The sequence below is a fragment of the Streptomyces sp. NPDC102259 genome (assembly GCF_044766465.1).
Lineage (GTDB): Bacteria > Actinomycetota > Actinomycetes > Streptomycetales > Streptomycetaceae > Streptomyces.
Window position 1 is genome coordinate 256,581 of record NZ_JBIWMA010000005.1, and the last position, 17,793, is coordinate 274,373.

General features: G+C 71.7%; 14 protein-coding genes and 1 pseudogene. 4 read left to right on the top strand and 11 right to left on the bottom strand.

Annotated elements, in window-relative coordinates; translation table 11 throughout:
* The first annotated feature begins 153 nt into the window (after positions 1–153).
* The 4 genes from ACIRPU_RS15365 to atzF are packed head-to-tail and all read left to right on the top strand — an operon-like array spanning position 154 to position 6,842.
* Complete coding sequence (locus ACIRPU_RS15365; RefSeq protein ID WP_403866773.1) at positions 154–981, top strand: urea amidolyase associated protein UAAP1; 828 nt, start codon at positions 154–156, stop codon at positions 979–981.
* Entirely contained in the window at positions 978–1,619 is a 642-nt protein-coding gene (locus ACIRPU_RS15370; RefSeq protein ID WP_403866776.1) for an urea amidolyase associated protein UAAP2, read from the top strand. Before ACIRPU_RS15365 ends, ACIRPU_RS15370 begins: the two co-directional genes overlap by 4 nt.
* Positions 1,616–5,128, top strand: coding sequence for a 5-oxoprolinase/urea amidolyase family protein (locus ACIRPU_RS15375; RefSeq protein ID WP_403866779.1), 3,513 nt, complete (start codon positions 1,616–1,618; stop codon positions 5,126–5,128). Before ACIRPU_RS15370 ends, ACIRPU_RS15375 begins: the two co-directional genes overlap by 4 nt.
* Before the next feature lie 58 nt (positions 5,129–5,186).
* Entirely contained in the window at positions 5,187–6,842 is a 1,656-nt protein-coding gene (atzF, locus tag ACIRPU_RS15380) for an allophanate hydrolase (RefSeq protein WP_403866782.1), read from the top strand.
* 96 nt (positions 6,843–6,938) lie between these two features.
* Here atzF and ACIRPU_RS15385 read toward each other — a convergent pair whose 3' ends face one another.
* The 11 genes and pseudogenes from ACIRPU_RS15385 to pafA form a co-directional block, all read right to left on the bottom strand.
* Positions 6,939–9,797, bottom strand: a complete 2,859-nt coding sequence (locus ACIRPU_RS15385; protein WP_403866785.1) for a DEAD/DEAH box helicase — start codon at positions 9,795–9,797, stop codon at positions 6,939–6,941.
* A gap of 63 nt (positions 9,798–9,860) precedes the next feature.
* Positions 9,861–10,542, bottom strand: a pseudogene (locus tag ACIRPU_RS15390) (diacylglycerol kinase family protein).
* Between the two features lie 31 nt (positions 10,543–10,573).
* Positions 10,574–11,533, bottom strand: coding sequence for a twin-arginine translocase subunit TatC (gene tatC / locus ACIRPU_RS15395; RefSeq protein WP_403866788.1), 960 nt, complete (start codon positions 11,531–11,533; stop codon positions 10,574–10,576).
* A gap of 47 nt (positions 11,534–11,580) precedes the next feature.
* Positions 11,581–11,868, bottom strand: coding sequence for a Sec-independent protein translocase subunit TatA (gene tatA / locus ACIRPU_RS15400; RefSeq protein WP_351762481.1), 288 nt, complete (start codon positions 11,866–11,868; stop codon positions 11,581–11,583).
* A gap of 283 nt (positions 11,869–12,151) precedes the next feature.
* Entirely contained in the window at positions 12,152–12,346 is a 195-nt protein-coding gene (locus ACIRPU_RS15405) for a hypothetical protein (protein ID WP_403866791.1), read from the bottom strand.
* A gap of 20 nt (positions 12,347–12,366) precedes the next feature.
* Positions 12,367–12,657 (bottom strand): hypothetical protein, encoded by a 291-nt coding sequence (locus ACIRPU_RS15410; RefSeq protein WP_355706581.1) that lies wholly within the window; start codon positions 12,655–12,657, stop codon positions 12,367–12,369.
* Positions 12,654–13,733, bottom strand: coding sequence for a WYL domain-containing protein (locus ACIRPU_RS15415; RefSeq protein ID WP_355706582.1), 1,080 nt, complete (start codon positions 13,731–13,733; stop codon positions 12,654–12,656). The genes ACIRPU_RS15410 and ACIRPU_RS15415 overlap by 4 nt, the downstream gene beginning before the upstream one ends.
* A gap of 18 nt (positions 13,734–13,751) precedes the next feature.
* Positions 13,752–14,729: a helix-turn-helix transcriptional regulator gene (locus ACIRPU_RS15420; RefSeq protein ID WP_403866795.1), complete on the bottom strand. Its 978-nt coding sequence runs from the start codon at positions 14,727–14,729 to the stop codon at positions 13,752–13,754.
* A gap of 130 nt (positions 14,730–14,859) precedes the next feature.
* On the bottom strand, positions 14,860–15,231 hold the full coding sequence (locus ACIRPU_RS15425; protein WP_384112560.1) for an FKBP-type peptidyl-prolyl cis-trans isomerase: 372 nt from the start codon (positions 15,229–15,231) through the stop codon (positions 14,860–14,862).
* 62 nt (positions 15,232–15,293) lie between these two features.
* Positions 15,294–16,289: an FKBP-type peptidyl-prolyl cis-trans isomerase gene (locus ACIRPU_RS15430; RefSeq protein ID WP_384112557.1), complete on the bottom strand. Its 996-nt coding sequence runs from the start codon at positions 16,287–16,289 to the stop codon at positions 15,294–15,296.
* Positions 16,290–16,424: 135 nt separating this feature from the next.
* Entirely contained in the window at positions 16,425–17,786 is a 1,362-nt protein-coding gene (gene pafA / locus ACIRPU_RS15435; protein WP_057607036.1) for a Pup--protein ligase, read from the bottom strand.
* Positions 17,787–17,793 lie beyond the last annotated feature (7 nt).

A 17,793-nucleotide genomic window follows, 5' to 3' on the forward strand; every position in this document is an offset into this window, starting at 1 on the left:
ACGGCCCCGGACGGCGATCTTCGAGCGATCCGGTGAGGAGTCGGTAACCGTCCCGCAACCGGAGGGCAACGGCGGCGACCCGCCCCGGACCTAATTTCTGTCGGGCGACAGAAATACCGCGACAGCGACGGAACCGAGCTGCGGAGGTCCGCAATGGCGGCGACAGCGACCACATACGGAGCACGCGCCCACGCCCGGGCGCAGGAGGGCTCCCGGGCCGAGGCCATGCCGGTCGTCCCGGCCCGGGATTGGCAGGACCCGCCCTGCGAGGCGGGTCACCTGGTGTGGGCCGAGACGGTCGCGGGCGGCAACTACACCCACCGGGTCCTCGCGCGCGGCACCGAACTGCGCCTGACCGACCTGCACGGCGACGCCTGCGCCCATCTGCTCCTCCACGTGGAGGGCCGCCCCTGGGAGCGGCTGAACGTCGCCGACACGGTCAAGGTCCAGTGGAACGCCTACCTCGGCGAGGGCGTGCTGCTCCTGTCCGACCAGGGCCGCGTCCTCGCCTCGGTCGTCGCCGACACCGCCGGCCGGCACGACGCCCTGTGCGGCACCTCCACCCTCGTACGCAACACCGAGCGCTACGGCGACGGCAGCCCGCAGTCCGCCTCCCCGGCGGGCCGGGAGCTGTTCAAGCTGGCCGCCGCGAAGAACGGTCTGGAGCCGCGCGATCTGCCGCCCTCGCTCTCCTTCTTCCAGGGGGTCGAGGTCCAGGACGACGGCACCCTCGACTTCACCGGCTCGGCGGGCCCCGGCGGCAGCGTCACCCTGCGCGCCGAACAGGACGTGACGGTCCTGATCGTCAACGTGCCGCACCCGGCCGACCCCCGGCCGGGGTACGTCAGCACCCCGCTGGAGGTCCTCGCCTGGCGGGCGGCGGCCACCCGGCCGGGCGACCCGCTGTGGGACGCCACGCCCGAGGGCCGCCGCGCCTTCCTCAACACCGCCGAATTCCTGACCGCGAGGGGGCTCGCATGAGCACGAGCACCGTGGTGGCGGCCCGCGCCTCCTGGTCCGCGGTCGTCCGCGAGGGCGAGACGCTGACCATCACCGACCTGCACGGCAACCAGGCCGTCGACTTCCTCGTGTACGACGCCCACGACACGTCCGTGCGCTACAGCGCGCCCGACACGATCCAGGCCCAGGGCGGCATCTTCCTCACCACCGACAGTGTGCTGATGTCCAGCGAGCACACTCCCCTGATGACGGTGACGGCCGACGGCGTGGGCCGCCACGACACCGTCGGCGGCGCCTGCTCCAAGGAGTCCAACACCCTGCGCTACGGCCACCACACCTACGCGCAGCACGCGTGCGTGGACAACTTCCTCGCCGAAGGAGCCCGGCACGGCCTCGGCAAGCGGGACCTGGTCTCCAACATCAACTGGTACATGAACGTGCCCGTCGAGAAGGACGGCACCCTCGGCATCGTCGACGGACTCTCCGCGCCGGGCCTCTCGCTCACGCTCCGAGCCGAACGGGACGTCCTCGTGCTGGTCTCCAACTGCCCCCAGATCAACAACCCCTGCAACGGCTTCGAGCCGACGGCGGTGGAGATGACGATCACCGGATCCGACCAGGACGCCACGGGCGACGAACGGGACGGGGACCCGGCATGACCTTCGACAAGCTGCTGGTCGCCAACCGCGGCGAGATAGCCGTCCGTGTCCTGCGCACGGCCCGCGACCTGGGCCTGCGCACGGTCGCGGTGTACTCCGACCCGGACCGCTCGGCACCCCACGTCCGGCTCGCCGACGAGGCCGTGCGGCTCGGCCCGGCCCCCGCGAAGGAGTCGTACCTCGACGCCGACCTGGTCCTGGCCGCGGCCAAGGACACCGGCGCGGGCGCGATCCACCCGGGCTACGGCTTCCTCTCCGAGGACGCGGCCTTCGCGCGCCGCTGCGCCGACGCCGGGATCGTGTTCGTCGGTCCGACGCCGGAGCAGCTGGAGCTGTTCGGCGCCAAGCACACCGCGCGGGCGGCGGCGGAGGCGGCGGGGGTGCCCCTCGCCCCCGGCACCGGACTCCTGGCGGACCTGCCCGAGGCGCTGGAGCAGGCCCGGCTCATCGGCTACCCGGTCATGCTCAAGGCGACCGGCGGTGGCGGCGGGATCGGCATGTCGGCCTGCCGCTCGGCCGACGAACTGGCCGACGCCTGGGAGCGCGTCCAGCGCGTCGCCGCCGCCTCCTTCTCCTCCGCCGGCGTCTTCCTGGAACGGCTCGTGGAGCACGCCCGCCATGTCGAGGTGCAGGTCTTCGGCGACGGCGCGGGCCGGGTCGTCGTCCTCGGCGACCGGGACTGCTCCCTCCAGCGCCGCAACCAGAAGGTCGTGGAGGAGGCCCCGGCCCCCGGCCTGCCCGCGCACGTACGAGAGCAACTCGCCGCGAGTGCACACGACTTGTGCGCGTCGGTCGGCTACCGCTCCGCCGGCACCGTCGAGTTCGTCTACGACGCGGCCCGCGAGGAGGCCTACTTCCTGGAGGTCAACACCCGTCTCCAGGTGGAGCATCCGGTCACCGAGGAGATCTACGGCGTCGACCTGGTCGCCTGGATGCTGCGCCTGGCACGCGGCGAACAGGACGTCGTACGCGACCCGGGGCCGCCCCGCGGCCACGCCGTGGAGGCACGCCTCTACGCGGAGGATCCCCGCCGCGACCACCGGCCCGGCGCCGGCCTGCTGACGCGGGTCGAGTTCCCGGCCGGGGTGCGCGTCGACGGCTGGGTGGAGACGGGCACCGAGGTGACGACGTCGTACGACCCGCTGCTCGCGAAGGTGATCGCGTACGGCTCGGACCGGGAGCACGCGCTGCGACGCCTGGACGAGGCGCTGGCCCGGACCCGCGTCGACGGCATCGAGACGAACCTCGGGCTGGTCCGGGCGGCGCTGGCGGACTCCCGGTTCACGACGGCGGTCCACTCGACGGCGACCCTCGCCACCGTCACCGATCCGACCCCGCGCGTCGAGGTCGTCTCCGGCGGCACGCTGACCACCGTGCAGGACTGGCCCGGCCGCACCGGCCACTGGCAGGTCGGCGTCCCGCCGTCCGGCCCGATGGACGACCGCTCGTTCCGCCTCGGCAACCGGGCCCTGGGCAACCCCGAGGGCGCCCCGGGCCTGGAGTGCACCCTCCAGGGGCCGGCCCTGCGCTTCACCCACGCCACCACCGTGTGCGTGACGGGCGCGCCGGCCCCGGTCACCGTGGACGGCACGGCGGTGGCGCGGTGGGAACCGGTGACCGTGCCGGCCGGGGCCCTGCTGGAGATCGGCGCGCCCAGCGAGCACGGCCTGCGGACGTACGTGCTGTTCGCGGGCGGCCTGGACGTCCCCGCCTTCCTGGGCAGCGCGAGCACGTTCACGCTGGGCCGGTTCGGCGGCCACGGCGGGCGGGCGCTGCGGACGGGCGACGTCCTGCACGGCGGGACCGTCGTCGAGGGCGCCGCCGTACCCGTCCCGGACCGCCCGGAGTTCACCCCGGTCTGGCACCTCGGCGCGGTCGAAGGACCGCACGCGGCACCGGAGTTCTTCACCGAGGACGACATCCGCGACTTCTACGCCGCCGACTGGAAGGTCCACTTCAACTCGGCCCGCACCGGCGTGCGCCTGGTCGGGCCCAAGCCGCGCTGGGCACGCACCGACGGCGGCGAGGCGGGTCTGCACCCGTCCAACATCCACGACACCCCCTACTCCGTCGGCGCCGTGGACTACACCGGCGACATGCCGGTGCTGCTGGGCCCGGACGGCCCCTCCCTCGGCGGGTTCGTGTGCCCGGCGACGGTCCTCAGCTCCGAGCGGTGGAAGCTGGGCCAGCTGCGCCCGGGCGACACGGTCCGCTTCACACCGGTGGACGGGGACGGCGCGCCGCGCCCCGACATCGTCGACGGGGGCGTGCTGGCCCGGGACGGCGACGTGACCTACCGGCGCAGCGGCGACGACAACCTGCTGGTCGAGTTCGGACCCCTCCAGCTGGACCTGGCGCTGCGCATGCGGGTCCACGCGCTGATGGAGGCGGTGAACGCGGCGGACCTGGCCGGCGTCACCGATCTCACCCCGGGCATCCGCTCCCTCCAGATCCGGACGGACCCCGGCCGCCTCCCGCAGCGCGAACTCCTCGCGGTGGTCCGGGAGATGACGGCCGCCCTCCCGCCCTCGGACGAACTGGTCGTCCCCTCCCGCACCGTGCACCTGCCGCTGTCCTGGGACGACCCCGCGACCCGCGAGGCCATCGCCCGCTACATGGCGGGCGTCCGCGACGACGCGCCCTGGTGCCCGTGGAACATCGAGTTCATCCGCCGGGTCAACGGCCTGGACACGGTGGCGGACGTCTACGACACGGTGTTCGCCGCGGAGTACCTGGTCCTGGGCCTGGGCGACGTCTACCTGGGCGCCCCGGTCGCCACCCCGCTCGACCCGCGCCACCGTCTGGTGACGACGAAGTACAACCCCGCGCGCACCTGGACGGCCGAGAACTCGGTGGGCATCGGCGGGGCGTACCTCTGCGTCTACGGCATGGAGGGACCCGGCGGCTACCAGTTCGTGGGCCGGACGACCCAGGTGTGGTCGCCCTGGCAGCAGCGCGGCGCGTTCGAGCCCGGCTCGCCCTGGCTGCTGCGCTTCTTCGACCGGATCCGCTGGTATCCGGTCGACGCGGACGAACTCCTCGAGCTACGGGCCGACATCACGTCGGGTCGCTTCGTGCCGCGTATCGAGGAGGGCACCTTCTCGCTCGCCGAGTACCAGACCTTCCTCGCCGAACACGCCGACCCCATAGCGGAGTTCAGGTCCCGCCAGCAGACCGCGTTCGCGGCGGAGCGGGACGCCTGGGAGGCGGCGGGCGAGTTCACGCGGGCGGCGGCCGCCGAGGCGCCGGCCGCTCCCCCGGCCGAGGTGGCGGTACCGCCGGGCGGCCGCCTGGTCGAGGCCGAGTTCGCCGCCTCCGTCTGGCAGTTGAACGTGTCGCCGGGCGACGAGGTGACGACGGGGCAGCCGCTGCTCGCCCTGGAGGCCATGAAGATGGAGTCCAGGGTGCACGCGCCGGTCGACGGCGTCGTGGCGCAGATCCTGGCCCGACCCGGCGACCAGGTCGAGGCGGGAACGGCCCTGCTCGTCCTGGCCCCGGCCGTGCCCTGACGAGCCGACCCAGCCGACCGAGCGGACCGACCCGACCCACCCCTTGCAAGGAGCACGCATGTCCACGACCGTCTCCCGCGTCCGCGCCGCGTACGCCCGCATCGAGGCCACGGACCGCCCGGAGATCTGGATCGATCTCCGGCCGCCGGCGGACGTCGAGGCCGAGGCCCGCACGCTCGACGAGCGGCTGGCTCGGGGCGAGCGCCTCCCCCTGGCCGGCCGGCTGCTCGCCGTCAAGGGAAACATCGACGTGGCCGGACTCCCCACCACCGCGGGCTGCCCGGCGTACGCCTACCGGCCCGCCGCCGACGCCCCGGCCGTCGCCCGCCTCCGTGCGGCCGGCGCACTGGTACTGGGCACCACGAACCTGGACCAGTTCGCGACCGGCCTGGTGGGCACCCGCTCCCCGCACGGCGCGGTGCGGGGCGCCGTCGACCCGTCGCGGGTGAGCGGCGGCTCCAGTTCCGGTTCGGCCGTCGCGGTGGCCCTCGGCATCGTCGACCTCGCCCTGGGCACGGACACGGCGGGTTCGGGGCGGGTCCCGGCCGCCTTCAACGGCATCGTCGGCCTCAAGCCCACCCGGGGCCTGGTCCCCACGGAGGGCGTCGTCCCGGCCTGCGCCTCGATCGACTGCGTGACGGTCTTCGCCCGCACGCTCCCCGAGGCGGAGCGGGCCCTGGCGCACATGGCTTCGCCGGCCGGCCGGGCCCTCCCCGCGCTCCCCGCCCGTCGTCCCGGCCCCTGGCGGATCGCGGTCCCGCCCCTCGACCAGCTGGGCGAACTGGACCCGGGCTGGGCGGCCGCCTACGAGGCGGCGGTACGGCGGCTCGGGGCGGCCGGGGCGGAGATCCGGGGCATCGACCTCGGCCCGTTCACCGAGGCCGCCGCGATGCTCTACGAGGGCGCGTTCGTCGCCGAGCGCTACACGGCCGTGGGTGCTTTCGTCGACAAGTTGACCGCGGAGGGCGGCGCGGGCCTGGACCCGACGGTCGCCGGCATCATCACCCGGGCCCGGGACATCCCGGCGCACCGGCTCTACACGGACACCGAACGCCTGACGGCCCTGCGCACCCGCGCGCTGGCCGAACTCGCCGACTCGGACGCCCTGCTGCTGCCCACCGCCCCCGGCCACCCCACCCTCGCCGAGGTCGCCGCCGACCCCCTGGGCGCCAACGCCCGCCTGGGCCGCTTCACCAACTCCACCAACCTCTTCGACCTGGCGGCGGCGGCCGTCCCGGCCGGCGAGGTGAACGGCCTGCCCTTCGGCGTGATGCTGGTCGGCCCGGCCTTCACGGACGAACGACTGGCCCGGATCGCGCAGTTGCTGCGGCCCGAGGTGTACGTGGCGGTGGCGGGCGCCCATCTCACCAGCCAGCCCCTCAACCCCCAACTGCTGTCCCTGGGCGCGGTGCTGGACCGTACGACCACGACGGCCCCGGTCTACCGCCTGCACGCCCTGCGCACGGACCCGCCCAAGCCGGGTCTCGCGCACGTGGGCGAGGGCGGCGCCGCGATCGAGGTGGAGATCTGGCGCCTCCCGGCGGAGGGTCTCGGCAACCTGCTGGCCGCACTCCCCCGCCCGATGGCCCTGGGCAGCGTCGAACTCACCGACGGCGCCCGGGTCCCCGGCTTCCTGTGCGAACCGTCCGCCCTCACCGACGCGGAGGACATCACGGCGTACGGGGGCTGGCGGACGTATCTCGACACGCGCTGAGGTGAGGCCCTTCGGGGGCGCGGGGCCGGGTCGACCTGCGGCTCCGTCGGCGGGCGCGAGCGCTCACACGCTCCCCGCACCCGCCGCCGACCAGGATCACCCCACGGACGAGTAGGCCACGACTCCCCGCAGCAGCTCGTCGACCGCCTTGCGGGCGTTCTTCGCCACCGTCGAGCCCTGGTTGGAGACGGGAGCGGCCGCCGCGATCTGCCCCAGCACGTCGATGACCTGCTTGCACCAGCGCACGAAGTCACCGGCGGGCATCTCGGCCTCCCGCAGCACCTCGTCGAGGCCCTTCCCCGAGGCCCACATATAGGCCGACCAGGCGAATCCGAGATCGGGCTCGCGCTGCCCGACGCCCTCGGTCTGACTGATCCGGAAGTCCTCCTCCAGGGCGTCCAGCCGGCCCCAGATGCGCACCATCTCGCCGAGCGCTGCCTTCGCCTTGCCCGAGGGCAGCTTCGGCGCCATGGCGTCGTCCCCGGCCCGCGACTCGTAGACCAACGCCGATACGCAGGCGGCCAGTTCGGCGGGGGCCAGCCCCTCCCACACGCCCGCGCGCAGACATTCGCTCGCGAGCAGGTCGAGCTCGCCGTAGAGCCGGGCGAGCCGCTTGCCGTGCTCGGTGACCTCGTTGCCCCGCAGATAGTCGAGCTCGGTCAGCAGCGCCACGATCCGGTCGAACGTACGAGCGATCGTGTTGGTGCGTCCCTCGATACGGCGCTCCAGCTGCGAGGTGTCCCGCAGCAGCCGGTGGTAGCGCTCGGCCCAGCGGGCGTGGTCCTCACGGTCGGAGCAGCCGTGACAGGGGTGCGCGCGGATCGCGGCGCGCAGCCGGGCGATCTCACGGTCGTCGGCGGCCTGCGCGCGTTGCTTGCGGGCCCGCTCCGGCGGGATGTGCCCGGCCTTGGTGCGCAGCGCGGAGGCGAGATCGCGGCGGGACTGCGGCGAACGCGCGTTGAACGACTTCGGGATCCGCATCCGGTCCAGCGCCTCCACCGGCACCGGGAAGTCCATCGAGGCCAGCCGCTTGACCTGCCGCTCGGCGGTGAGGACCAGCGGACGCGGCCCGTCCTGGTGGTCGAAACCGCGGTGCCCGTTGACCCGGCCGGCGGGCAGGCCCGGGTCGAGCACCAGCGCCAGCCCCGCGTGCTTGCCGGTGGGCACGTGGATGACGTCCCCCGGCTTGAGCTTCTCCAGTGCCACGGCGGCCTCGGTACGGCGCTGGTTCGCGCCCTGCTTGGCCAGTTCGGTCTCGCGGTCCTTGAGGTCACGGCGCAGCCCCGCGTACTCCTCGAAGTCGCCGAGGTGGCAGGTCATGGAGGCCTGGTAGCCCTCGAGCCCCTCCTCGTTGCGCTGCACCTGCCGGGAGATCCCGACCACCGACCGGTCCGCCTGGAACTGCGCGAACGAGGTCTCCAGCAGCTCGCGCGAGCGGTGCCGGCCGAACTGCTCGACCAGGTTGACCGCCATGTTGTACGACGGCTTGAAGCTGGAGCGCAGCGGGTACGTGCGGGTGCCCGCGAGTCCGGCGAGGTGCTCGGGGCTCATCGCGCGCTGCCACAGCACGACGGCGTGCCCCTCGACGTCGATGCCCCGTCGGCCCGCGCGGCCGGTGAGCTGCGTGTACTCGCCGGGTGTGATGTCGGCGTGCTGCTCGCCGTTCCACTTGACCAGCTTCTCCAGCACGACCGAGCGGGCGGGCATGTTGATGCCCAGGGCGAGGGTCTCGGTCGCGAAGACGGCCTTGACCAGGCCGCGCACGAACAGCTCCTCGACGACCTCCTTGAAGGTCGGCAGCATGCCAGCGTGGTGGGCGGCGATGCCTCGCTCCAGGCCCTCCAGCCACTCGTAGTAGCCGAGGACGTGCAGGTCCTCGTGGGGGATGGCGGCGGTGCGCTCCTCGACCAGGGCGCGCACCACAGCGCGCGCGTCCTCGTCGTTCAGCCGCAGCCCGGCGTGCAGGCACTGCTGGACGGCGGCCTCGCAGGCGGCACGGCTGAAGATGAACGTGATGGCGGGCAGCAGCCCCGCCGCGTCGAGACGCTCGATGACCTCCGGCCGCCCAGGGGTCCACACGCGTGAGCGCTGCCTGCGCTCCCGCTCACGGTCGGCCTCGCGCATGTTTCGGCCACGCCTGCGGTCCTGGTACGAGGGCCGGCTCGCCTCCATGCGGGCCAGCCGCGTGAGGTCGGGGTTGACGGCTCTGCGCTGGCCCTCGCCCTCCTCGAACAGGTCGTACATCCGCCGCCCGGCGAGCACGTGCTGGAACAGCGGCACGGGCCGGTGCTCGGAGACGATCACCTCGGTGTCGCCGCGCACGGTGTCCAGCCAGTCGCCGAACTCCTCGGCGTTGGAGACGGTCGCCGACAGCGAGACCAGGGTGACCGACTCGGGAAGGTGGATGATCACCTCTTCCCACACGGCGCCCCGGAAGCGGTCGGAGAGGTAGTGCACCTCGTCCATCACCACGTACCCGAGGCCGAGGAGGGTCTGCGAGCCGGCGTACAGCATGTTCCGCAGCACCTCGGTGGTCATCACGACCACCGGGGCGTCCGAGTTGACGCTGTTGTCGCCGGTGAGCAGACCCACCTTGTCGTTGCCGTAGCGGCGGCACAGGTCGGAGTACTTCTGGTTCGACAGCGCCTTGATGGGCGTCGTGTAGAAGCACTTCTTGCCCTGCTGGAGGGCGAGGTGGACGGCGAACTCGCCCACGATCGTCTTGCCCGAGCCGGTGGGGGCGGCCACCAGGACGCCCTTGCCCGCTTCGAGCGCCTGGCAGGACTCGATCTGGAAGGGGTCGAGACCGAAGTCGTACATCTCGCGGAAGGACGCGAGCGCGGTGGCCTGCTCGACGGCGCGCTTACGTGCTGCCGCGTACCGCTCGGCCGGTGAGAGATCCTCTGTCATCGTGCTTTCGAGCGTACCGGGCCGCACTGACAACAGGACGATCATTATCCGGATCCGGTCTTGCCAAACCTCGGTACGCCCAGCTCACGGGCGCATCGGCAGCCCGTTTCAGGGGCCGATGAGCCGCCCCGCGCCCGGCACGTACCGCGCGGTGAGCGCAGCTCCCCGAGCCGCTCCCCGTCGGCGTAGCCCGAGACGCCCGCCGCGGCGATCTCGACCTTCGCCGCCCGGACCACGGTGGCCTTCGGATGGTCGATGTGCGTCCCCCGGTACACCTTCGGGAACCCCCGCAGCAGCGTCCCGCGGCCGCAGTCCCCGACGACCGTGACGTCGAACAGTCCGTCGGCGAGGCCGGCGCCGAGGCAGATCCGCATGCCGCCGCCGTAGGAGGATCCGTTGCCGACCGCGACGATGTCGCGGATCCGGGCGCCCTTGAGGGCGTCGGCGACCAGCCGGGCCGCGGCGGCCGGATCACGGACGGGCAGGCCGAGGGCGCGGGCGAAGTCGTTGCCGGTGCCGACGACGACCAGCCTGAGCGGGGTGCGGGTGCCGACGACGGCCTGGAGCGCCAGGTGGGCCACTCCGTCGCCGCCGACGGAGATCAGGGCGCCGGTGCCGTCGGCGACGGCGGCACGCGCGCGCGTGCGAGGGCGTCCTCGCCGTCCGCACCGAGGACCGTGTGCACCGTGCAGCCGGCCGCCCGCAACGCGGAAGCGGCCGGCAGCGCTGCGTGAGCGCCCCGGCCGCGGCCCGCCGCGGGGTTGACGAAGAGGGTGATCTCGCTGGTCACGGGGATGACCTCAAGAGCTCTCCGACGTCTGTCAGGTCACGTCGTCATAACCGTTGACGCGGTCCGTGCTCGTCTGTTCCGGCAGCACGCGGCTCGCGGTCACCGACTCGACCTCGCCGATGGCCTCGGGGCTGAGGTCCAGCTCGGAAGCCTCGTCGTCGGCGGGGCCCAGCGCGTCGCGGCGGCGCCTGCGCCGGTCGTTCAGCAGGGAGAAGGCGGTCGCGCCGAAGTACAGGATCCAGATCGGTCCGGCGAGCGCCAGCATCGAGATGGGGTCGGTGCTGGGCGTGGCGACGGCGGCGAACACCGTGATGCCGATGATCATGGCGCGCCACCAGCCGAGCATGCGCTTGCCGGTGACCATCCCGGTGAGGTTGAGGAAGACCAGCAGCAGCGGCAGCTCGAAGGAGAGGCCGAAGACGATGACCATGCGCGTGACGAGCTGGAGCAGGTCGTCCAGCGGCAGGAGGTTGCTGACGCCGCCCGGGGTGAAGTCGATCAGCACCTTCGCGGTGGTCGGCAGCACCGCGTAGGCGAAGTAGCCGCCGCCCAGGAAGAGCGGGGCGCCCAGGCCGACGAACGCGTAGGCGTACTTGCGCTCGTGGTTGTGCAGGCCGGGGGCGATGAAGGCCCACAGCTGGTAGAGCCAGACCGGCGAGGCGAAGACGACGCCGGCCATCAGGGAGACCTGGAGGGCGAGCGTGAAGGGCGCGAGCAGACCGTTGATCGTGATGCTCGCGCACTTGTTGGTGGCGTCGCCCGAATTGAGCTGGCCCGCGATCTCTTCGAAAGTCTTCCCACAGCCGACCGAGTCGAGGATCGGCTTGGTGAGGAAGTTGATGATGTCGTTGTAGAAGAAGGCGGCTACGACCGTCACCAGGACGATGGCCAGCATCGCCTTCGCGAGCCGGTTGCGGAGCTCACGAAGGTGATCCGCGAGGGGCATCCGCCCCTCGGGGTCCTTCTCCTCTTTGCGGGCAGGCTTCAGCAACCCACGTTCCCATCTCGTGCGGCGGGCCGGAGGTCACCGGCCCTGCGTCAGCGCTTGGTCGTGTCCGTCGGCTCGGTGACCGGACGGGAGCTGGTCACGTCGCCGGGGGAAGCCTGGATGGTGCGCTGAGCCGGGGGCTGCTCGTCGTTGTTGGGCGGGCCGGCCGGGGTGGCCGTGCTGCCGCCCTCTTCCTTCATCGCCTTCGCCTCGCTCTTGAGGATGCGAGCGGACTTGCCGAGCGAGCGCGCCATGTCGGGAAGCTTCTTGGCGCCGAACAGCAGGATGACGACGACGAGGATGAGAATGATCTCGGGGGCGCCGAGCCTTCCGAACATAAGTCTTTACCTTCTCACCGAGGCTGCGGGGGTGGGTTGCCGTCCGACCGGTCGGACGCCTGTCCGAACGATCGTGTTGACAGCGATCGTAACGCTCAGGGGTAAACGTGAGGCAATCCCCGTGCGTACTCCCGGTCCGCGGTCCGGGCCTCGTTCTCCGAGCCGCGACCAGCAGCGTACCTGCCCTCCCCACCGGGGCGGGAGGGCGAAGTGGCCCAAAACGCAGGGGCCGCAGGACTCACAGGACGCCCACAGCGCTACCCGGGAGTCGCCACAGCGGACGTCACAAGGTGTCCACGGAACGGGCCGCGCTCGCGGCGGCCCGTTCCAGGTCCTGGGCCGCCCGGTCGATCCGGCGCGCGGACTCCGCGACCTGCCGTCCCAGACGCCGGGCCTCCGAGAAGACCCGTACGGCGAACACCGCGAGGACGGCGAGACCTGCGAAACCCACGGCAACCGCGAACATCGGCCAGAACATGGGGCCGAGCCTAGACCGTCCTAGGGGGTGTGCAGCCGCAGGGTCCTGACCCCGCCGCCGGTGAGCAGTTCGACGATCCGCTCGCCGGCCGGCTTGCGCACGGCGGTACCGCAGTCGGGGCAGGTGAAGGAGTAGAAGGTGGTCCGGCTGGACGCGCCGATCGCCAGCAGCAGGGCACTCGCGGCCAGCTCGAAGGCGCCCCGGCAGTCGGGGCACCCGGCCCGGAAGCGCACCGGCCCCGCGCTCCTCATGCCGGCGAACGCGGAGGCCACCGAGACGCCCCGCACACCGGACACCGTCGACTCGCTCACTGTCCCTGCTCCCGCCCGTCGAACCGACTCTCGCCCAGCGGTCCCGGCTGCTCGCCGGGCACCGCGTGCGGCCCGTCGGCCGCGCCGCGCGCCTCGATCCCGTCGTACGCCGCCAACGCCTCACGGGCGGCCCTGCGGGCACTGTCGGCGAGCTCCGGCGGCGAGACGATCCGGCCGTCACGGCCGAGCCGCAGCGCCAGCCGCCTGAGCGAGGCGGGTTCGGGCGTGCGCAGAGTGATACGCAGTCCGCCGTCGGGAAGCTCATCGGCGCTGTCGTGCGGGTAGTACTCGGCGACCCAGCGGCCGCCCGGGCCGACCTCGACGACGACCTCCGGGTCCTCGGCGGCCGGCTGTACGAGCCCCTCCGACAGGTCCCGGAGCTCGATCTCGGGCGGTGCGGACGGCTCGTCGAGGATCTTGATCTCGGCGACCCGGTCCAGCCGGAAGGTGCGGCGCGCCTCCGAGCGGCGGCACCAGGCCTCCACGTACGTGTGCCCGACGCTGACCAGCCGGATGGGGTCGATCTCGCGCTCGGTGACCTGATCGCGAGCGGGCGAGTAGTAACGGATCCACAGCCGGCGCCGCTCGGAGATCGCCCGGTCGACGTCCGCGAAGACCCCGCCCTCCGACTCGAACGTCACCGACAGCCGCGCGCTCGCGCCCGCCGCCTCACCGGCCGCGGCCTCCACCTTGGCCGTAGCCCGCAGCAGCGCCTGCCGGTCGCCCTCGCGCAGTCCCGGCAGTGTGGACACCGCCCGGGCCGCCACCAGCAGCGCGGTCGCCTCGTCGGCGGCCAGCCGCAGCGGCTCGGCGGCCTCCGCGCCGAGCGCGGCCGGGTTGTGCCACCAGATCCGCTCACCGTCGGTGTCGATGTCGAGGAGATCGCCGCCGCGGAAGCTGGTGCCGCACATGGGCAGCACGTCGAGGTCCGAGACCAGCTCGTCCTCGGTGATCCCGAACGCGCGCGCCACGTCCTCGATCCGCGCGCCGGGGCGCTCCCTGAGATACGTCACCAGGGAGAGCATCCGCCGCGTCTGGTCGATGGCGTTCGTCGGCCTGACCGGTTTGCCTGCCACTGTGTTGCTCGCTCCCCCTCAGCCCTTCGCCACGGCCCGTAGCCGGTCCACGACGTCCGCGCGCAGCTCGGCGGGATCGAGGACCACCACGTCCGGCCCGAACTCCACCAGCCAGGCGTCCAGCCCGTGCCCGTACGGAATCTCCAACTCGTCCCAGCCGTCCCCGAGTTCCCGCACCGCGGTGGCCTTCGCCCGCAAGGGGTACCCGGCGTCCGTCCGCAGTCGGATCAGCGCGCTGCGGTCGGCGTTCTCCCCCGCCCAGCTCGCGACCGTCTCACGGACGGTGACGACATCGGGGACCGGCGCGGTGAAGCTCGTCCCGCGCGAGCGCACCTTTCCGGTGATCCGCGACAGCCGGAAGACGCGCTCGGCACCCCGGTCGCGGTCGAAGCCGGCCAGGTACCAGTGGCCGCGCCAGCACTCCAGCGCCCACGGCTCCACGTGCCGAGGCTCCGGGTGCGCGGCGGTGGCCTTGCGGTAGTCGAACATGACGGGCCGGCGGTCGCGGCAGGCCAGCATCAGCGGCTCGAACGCGGCCTCGTGCACGGGAATCCGGGGTTCCAGGGCGCCGTGCGGCTCGTACGGGTCGACGTCCTCGGGGAGCCCGGCCGCGCGCAGCTTCTGGAGGGCGCCGCTCGCGGCACCCGCCAGCCGGGCCTGCTGCCACACCTTGGCGGCCAGGCCCAGCGCCGCGGCCTCCTCGGCGTCGAGGGTGATGGGCGGCAGCCGGTTGCTGTCGCGGCGGGCGAGGTAGCCGATCTCGCCGTCCAGGCTCTCCACGGTCTCGATGACCAGGCCGAGCTCGCGAAGATCGTCCTTGTCCCGCTCGAACATCCGGTTGAAGGAATCGTCCGACCCCGCCGCGCCGTTGCCGGGCCGGAAGGTCTCGACATACGCCTCGATGGAGTCGCGCAGCTCGCGCTTGCTGAGCGGCCGGCGCGTCCCGAGCAGACACAGCGCCAGGTTCATCAGCCGCTCGGCCTTGGCAATGGCCATCGACGCCCTTCGCCTCCCCTATGGTGCTTACGATCGACGACCGTACCGCCCCGCGGCTCCCGGACAAAAGCCGAGGGTCCACGCCCGGGCGGGCATGGACCCCAGGTGATCAACACTGGTCGTACGACGGTCAGACCCCGAGCAGGTCCACGACGAAGATCAGCGTCTCGCCGGGCTTGATCGCCGGGGTGGGGCTCTGGTTGCCGTAGGCGAGGTGGGCCGGGATGGTCAGCTGGCGACGGCCGCCGACCTTCATGCCCTGCACGCCCTGGTCCCAGCCCTTGATGACCCGTCCGCCGCCGAGCGGGAAGCGGAACGGCGTCCCACGGTTCCAGCTGGCGTCGAACTCCTCACCGGTGCTGAAGGCGACACCGACGTAGTGGACGCTGACGTTGTGGCCGGCTTGCGCGACCTCGCCGTCGCCCTCCCAGATGTCCTTGATCTCGAGGTCCGCCGGGGGCTGGCCGCCGGGGAAGTCGATCTCGGGCTTTTCGATACTCACGTCACTGGCTCCTGCATGTCTCACGGAAAGGCAACACGGACAGTCTTACACCTTGGCCGGCCTCACACCTTGGCGATGATGTCCACCGAGAAGACCATCGTGGAGTCCTTCTCGATACCGCTGCCGCTCGGCGGGCTGTCGCCGTAACCCAGCGACGGCGGGACGACGATGACGACCCGGCTGCCCACCTTCTTGCCGGTCAGACCCTGCGCCCAGCCCTTGACCACCTCCTGGAGCGAGAACGAGGTCAGCGAACTGCGGCTGTACGAGGAGTCGAACTCCTTGCCCGTGTCCCAGACGACGCCCTTGTACTGCACCAGGACGGTGTCGTCGGCCGCGAGCTTCGGGCCGTCCCCCTCGATCACGTAGTTCGACACCAGCTTGGTGGGCGGGGCCGACTTGGGGATCTCGATCGAGGGCGCCTTGCCGTCGGTGTTCGTGCCCACCTTCGGCACGGCGGCGTCGTCCTGCGGCACGTCCTTGCCCTTGGCCGAGCTCTTCGCGTTGAACGTGTCCTGGATGTCGAAGACGAACACCAGCGTGTCGGTGCCCTTGATGCCCGTGTCCGCGTCGCCGTCCTTGCCGAAGGCCCAGGTCGGCGGCACCGAGAAGAGCACCCGACTGCCGGTCTTCTTGCCCGTCAGCGCATAGCGCCAGCCGTCGATGGTGCCGCCCTGCGCGAGCTGGGTGAACAGCGGCTTCTTGGTGTCGTAGGTGTTGAGGAGGACCTTCGCGCTGTCCCAGATCTGGCCGAGACAGTTGGCCTGGATGTAGTCGTTCTCCGCGACGGTCTTGCCGCTGCCCGCGATCACCGTCTTCACCGCCAGTTGGTCCGAGGGCTCACCGGTGCCCTTGGCGACCGTCGGCTTCTCGTCGAACTTCACTCCGGCCGTGATGGCCGGCAGCGGGCCGTCGACGATCTTCGGTGGCGGCGTGGCCCCGGCGGAGGACGACGCGCTGTCGCTCGCCTTGCTCGAGTCGGACTTGTCGTCGCCGCACGCGGCGAGAGTGGCGAGTCCAGCGGGTACGGCGGCAAGGATGAGTGAGCGTCGGCGCACGATGAAGCCTCGTAATCGGTCGATCTTCTGATGGCGTGCGCGCTACCTTAGCGACGTTTCTCGACGTGCGAAGGGCGCCGTACGGGAACGTACGGCGCCCGTGTCGCGTTCCGCGGCGCGTGCGGAACACGTCACTCACATTCCGGCGATCAGCTTCTCCACCCGGTCGTCCACCGACCGGAACGGGTCCTTGCACAACACGGTGCGCTGTGCCTGGTCGTTGAGCTTCAGGTGCACCCAGTCCACCGTGAAGTCCCGGCGCTGTTCCTGCGCACGGCGGATGAAGTCGCCGCGCAACCGCGCCCTGGTGGTCTGCGGCGGCACCGACTTGCCCTCGAAGATCTTCAAGTCGTTGCAGATCCGCGCGGCTTGGCCTTTTCGCTCCAACAGGTAGTACAGACCACGACGACGGTGAATGTCGTGATAAGCGAGGTCTATCTGCGCCACTCGCGGATGCGACATGGTCATGTTGTGCTTGGCCCGGTACCGCTCGATGAGCTTGTACTTCATCACCCAGTCGATCTCGGTGCCGATCCGGTCGAGGTCCTCCGCCTCGATCGCGTCCAGCGTGCGGCCCCACAGCTCCAGGACCTGGTCCACGGTGCCGGTGCGCACACCCCGGCGCTCGACGAAGTCCACGGCCTTCTCGTAGTACTCCCGCTGCACCTCCAGCGCGGAGGCCTCCCGGCCGCTGGCCAGCCGCACCTTGCGCCGGCCCGTGATGTCGTGACTGACCTCACGGATCGCCCGGATCGGGTTCTCCAGCGTCAGATCCCGCATCACGGTGCCCGCCTCGATCATGCGCAGCACCAGGTCGGTCGCGCCGACCTTCAGCAGCATGGTCGTCTCGGACATGTTGGAGTCGCCGACGATGACATGCAGACGGCGGTAACGCTCGGCGTCCGCGTGCGGCTCGTCGCGTGTGTTGATGATGGGCCGCGAGCGGGTCGTCGCGGAGGAGACGCCCTCCCAAATGTGCTCGGCCCGCTGACTGACGCAGTAGACCGCCCCACGGGGCGTCTGGAGCACCTTGCCCGCGCCGCACAGCAGCTGGCGGGTCACCAGGAACGGGATCAGGATGTCCGCGAGCCGGGAGAACTCCCCGTGCCGGGCCACCAGGTAGTTCTCGTGGCAACCATAAGAGTTGCCCGCCGAGTCCGTGTTGTTCTTGAAGAGGTAGACGTCGCCCGCGATTCCTTCCTCGTGCAGGCGTCGCTCCGCGTCCACCAGGAGTCCTTCGAGAATGCGCTCGCCGGCCTTGTCGTGGGTGACCAACTCGGTCACGTTGTCACATTCCGGTGTCGCGTATTCCGGATGCGATCCCACGTCGAGATAGAGGCGGGCGCCGTTTCGCAGAAAGACATTGCTGCTTCGGCCCCATGACACGACACGGCGGAAGAGGTACCGCGCCACCTCGTCGGGAGACAGCCGACGCTGTCCCCTGAACGTACATGTGACGCCGTACTCGTTCTCCAGCCCGAAAATGCGGCGGTCCATGAGTGAA

Bases quoted from the DNA above. Each gene is read 5' to 3' on its own strand.
- ACIRPU_RS15365 (WP_403866773.1), top strand. From the start codon at position 154: ATGGCGGCGACAGCGACCACATACGGAGCACGCGCCCACGCCCGGGCG.
- ACIRPU_RS15370 (WP_403866776.1), top strand. From the start codon at position 978: ATGAGCACGAGCACCGTGGTGGCGGCCCGCGCCTCCTGGTCCGCGGTC.
- ACIRPU_RS15375 (WP_403866779.1), top strand. From the start codon at position 1,616: ATGACCTTCGACAAGCTGCTGGTCGCCAACCGCGGCGAGATAGCCGTC.
- atzF (WP_403866782.1), top strand. From the start codon at position 5,187: ATGTCCACGACCGTCTCCCGCGTCCGCGCCGCGTACGCCCGCATCGAG.
- ACIRPU_RS15385 (WP_403866785.1), bottom strand. From the start codon at position 9,797: ATGATCGTCCTGTTGTCAGTGCGGCCCGGTACGCTCGAAAGCACGATG.
- tatA (WP_351762481.1), bottom strand. From the start codon at position 11,868: ATGTTCGGAAGGCTCGGCGCCCCCGAGATCATTCTCATCCTCGTCGTC.
- ACIRPU_RS15405 (WP_403866791.1), bottom strand. From the start codon at position 12,346: ATGTTCTGGCCGATGTTCGCGGTTGCCGTGGGTTTCGCAGGTCTCGCC.
- ACIRPU_RS15420 (WP_403866795.1), bottom strand. From the start codon at position 14,729: ATGGCCATTGCCAAGGCCGAGCGGCTGATGAACCTGGCGCTGTGTCTG.
- pafA (WP_057607036.1), bottom strand. From the start codon at position 17,786: ATGGACCGCCGCATTTTCGGGCTGGAGAACGAGTACGGCGTCACATGT.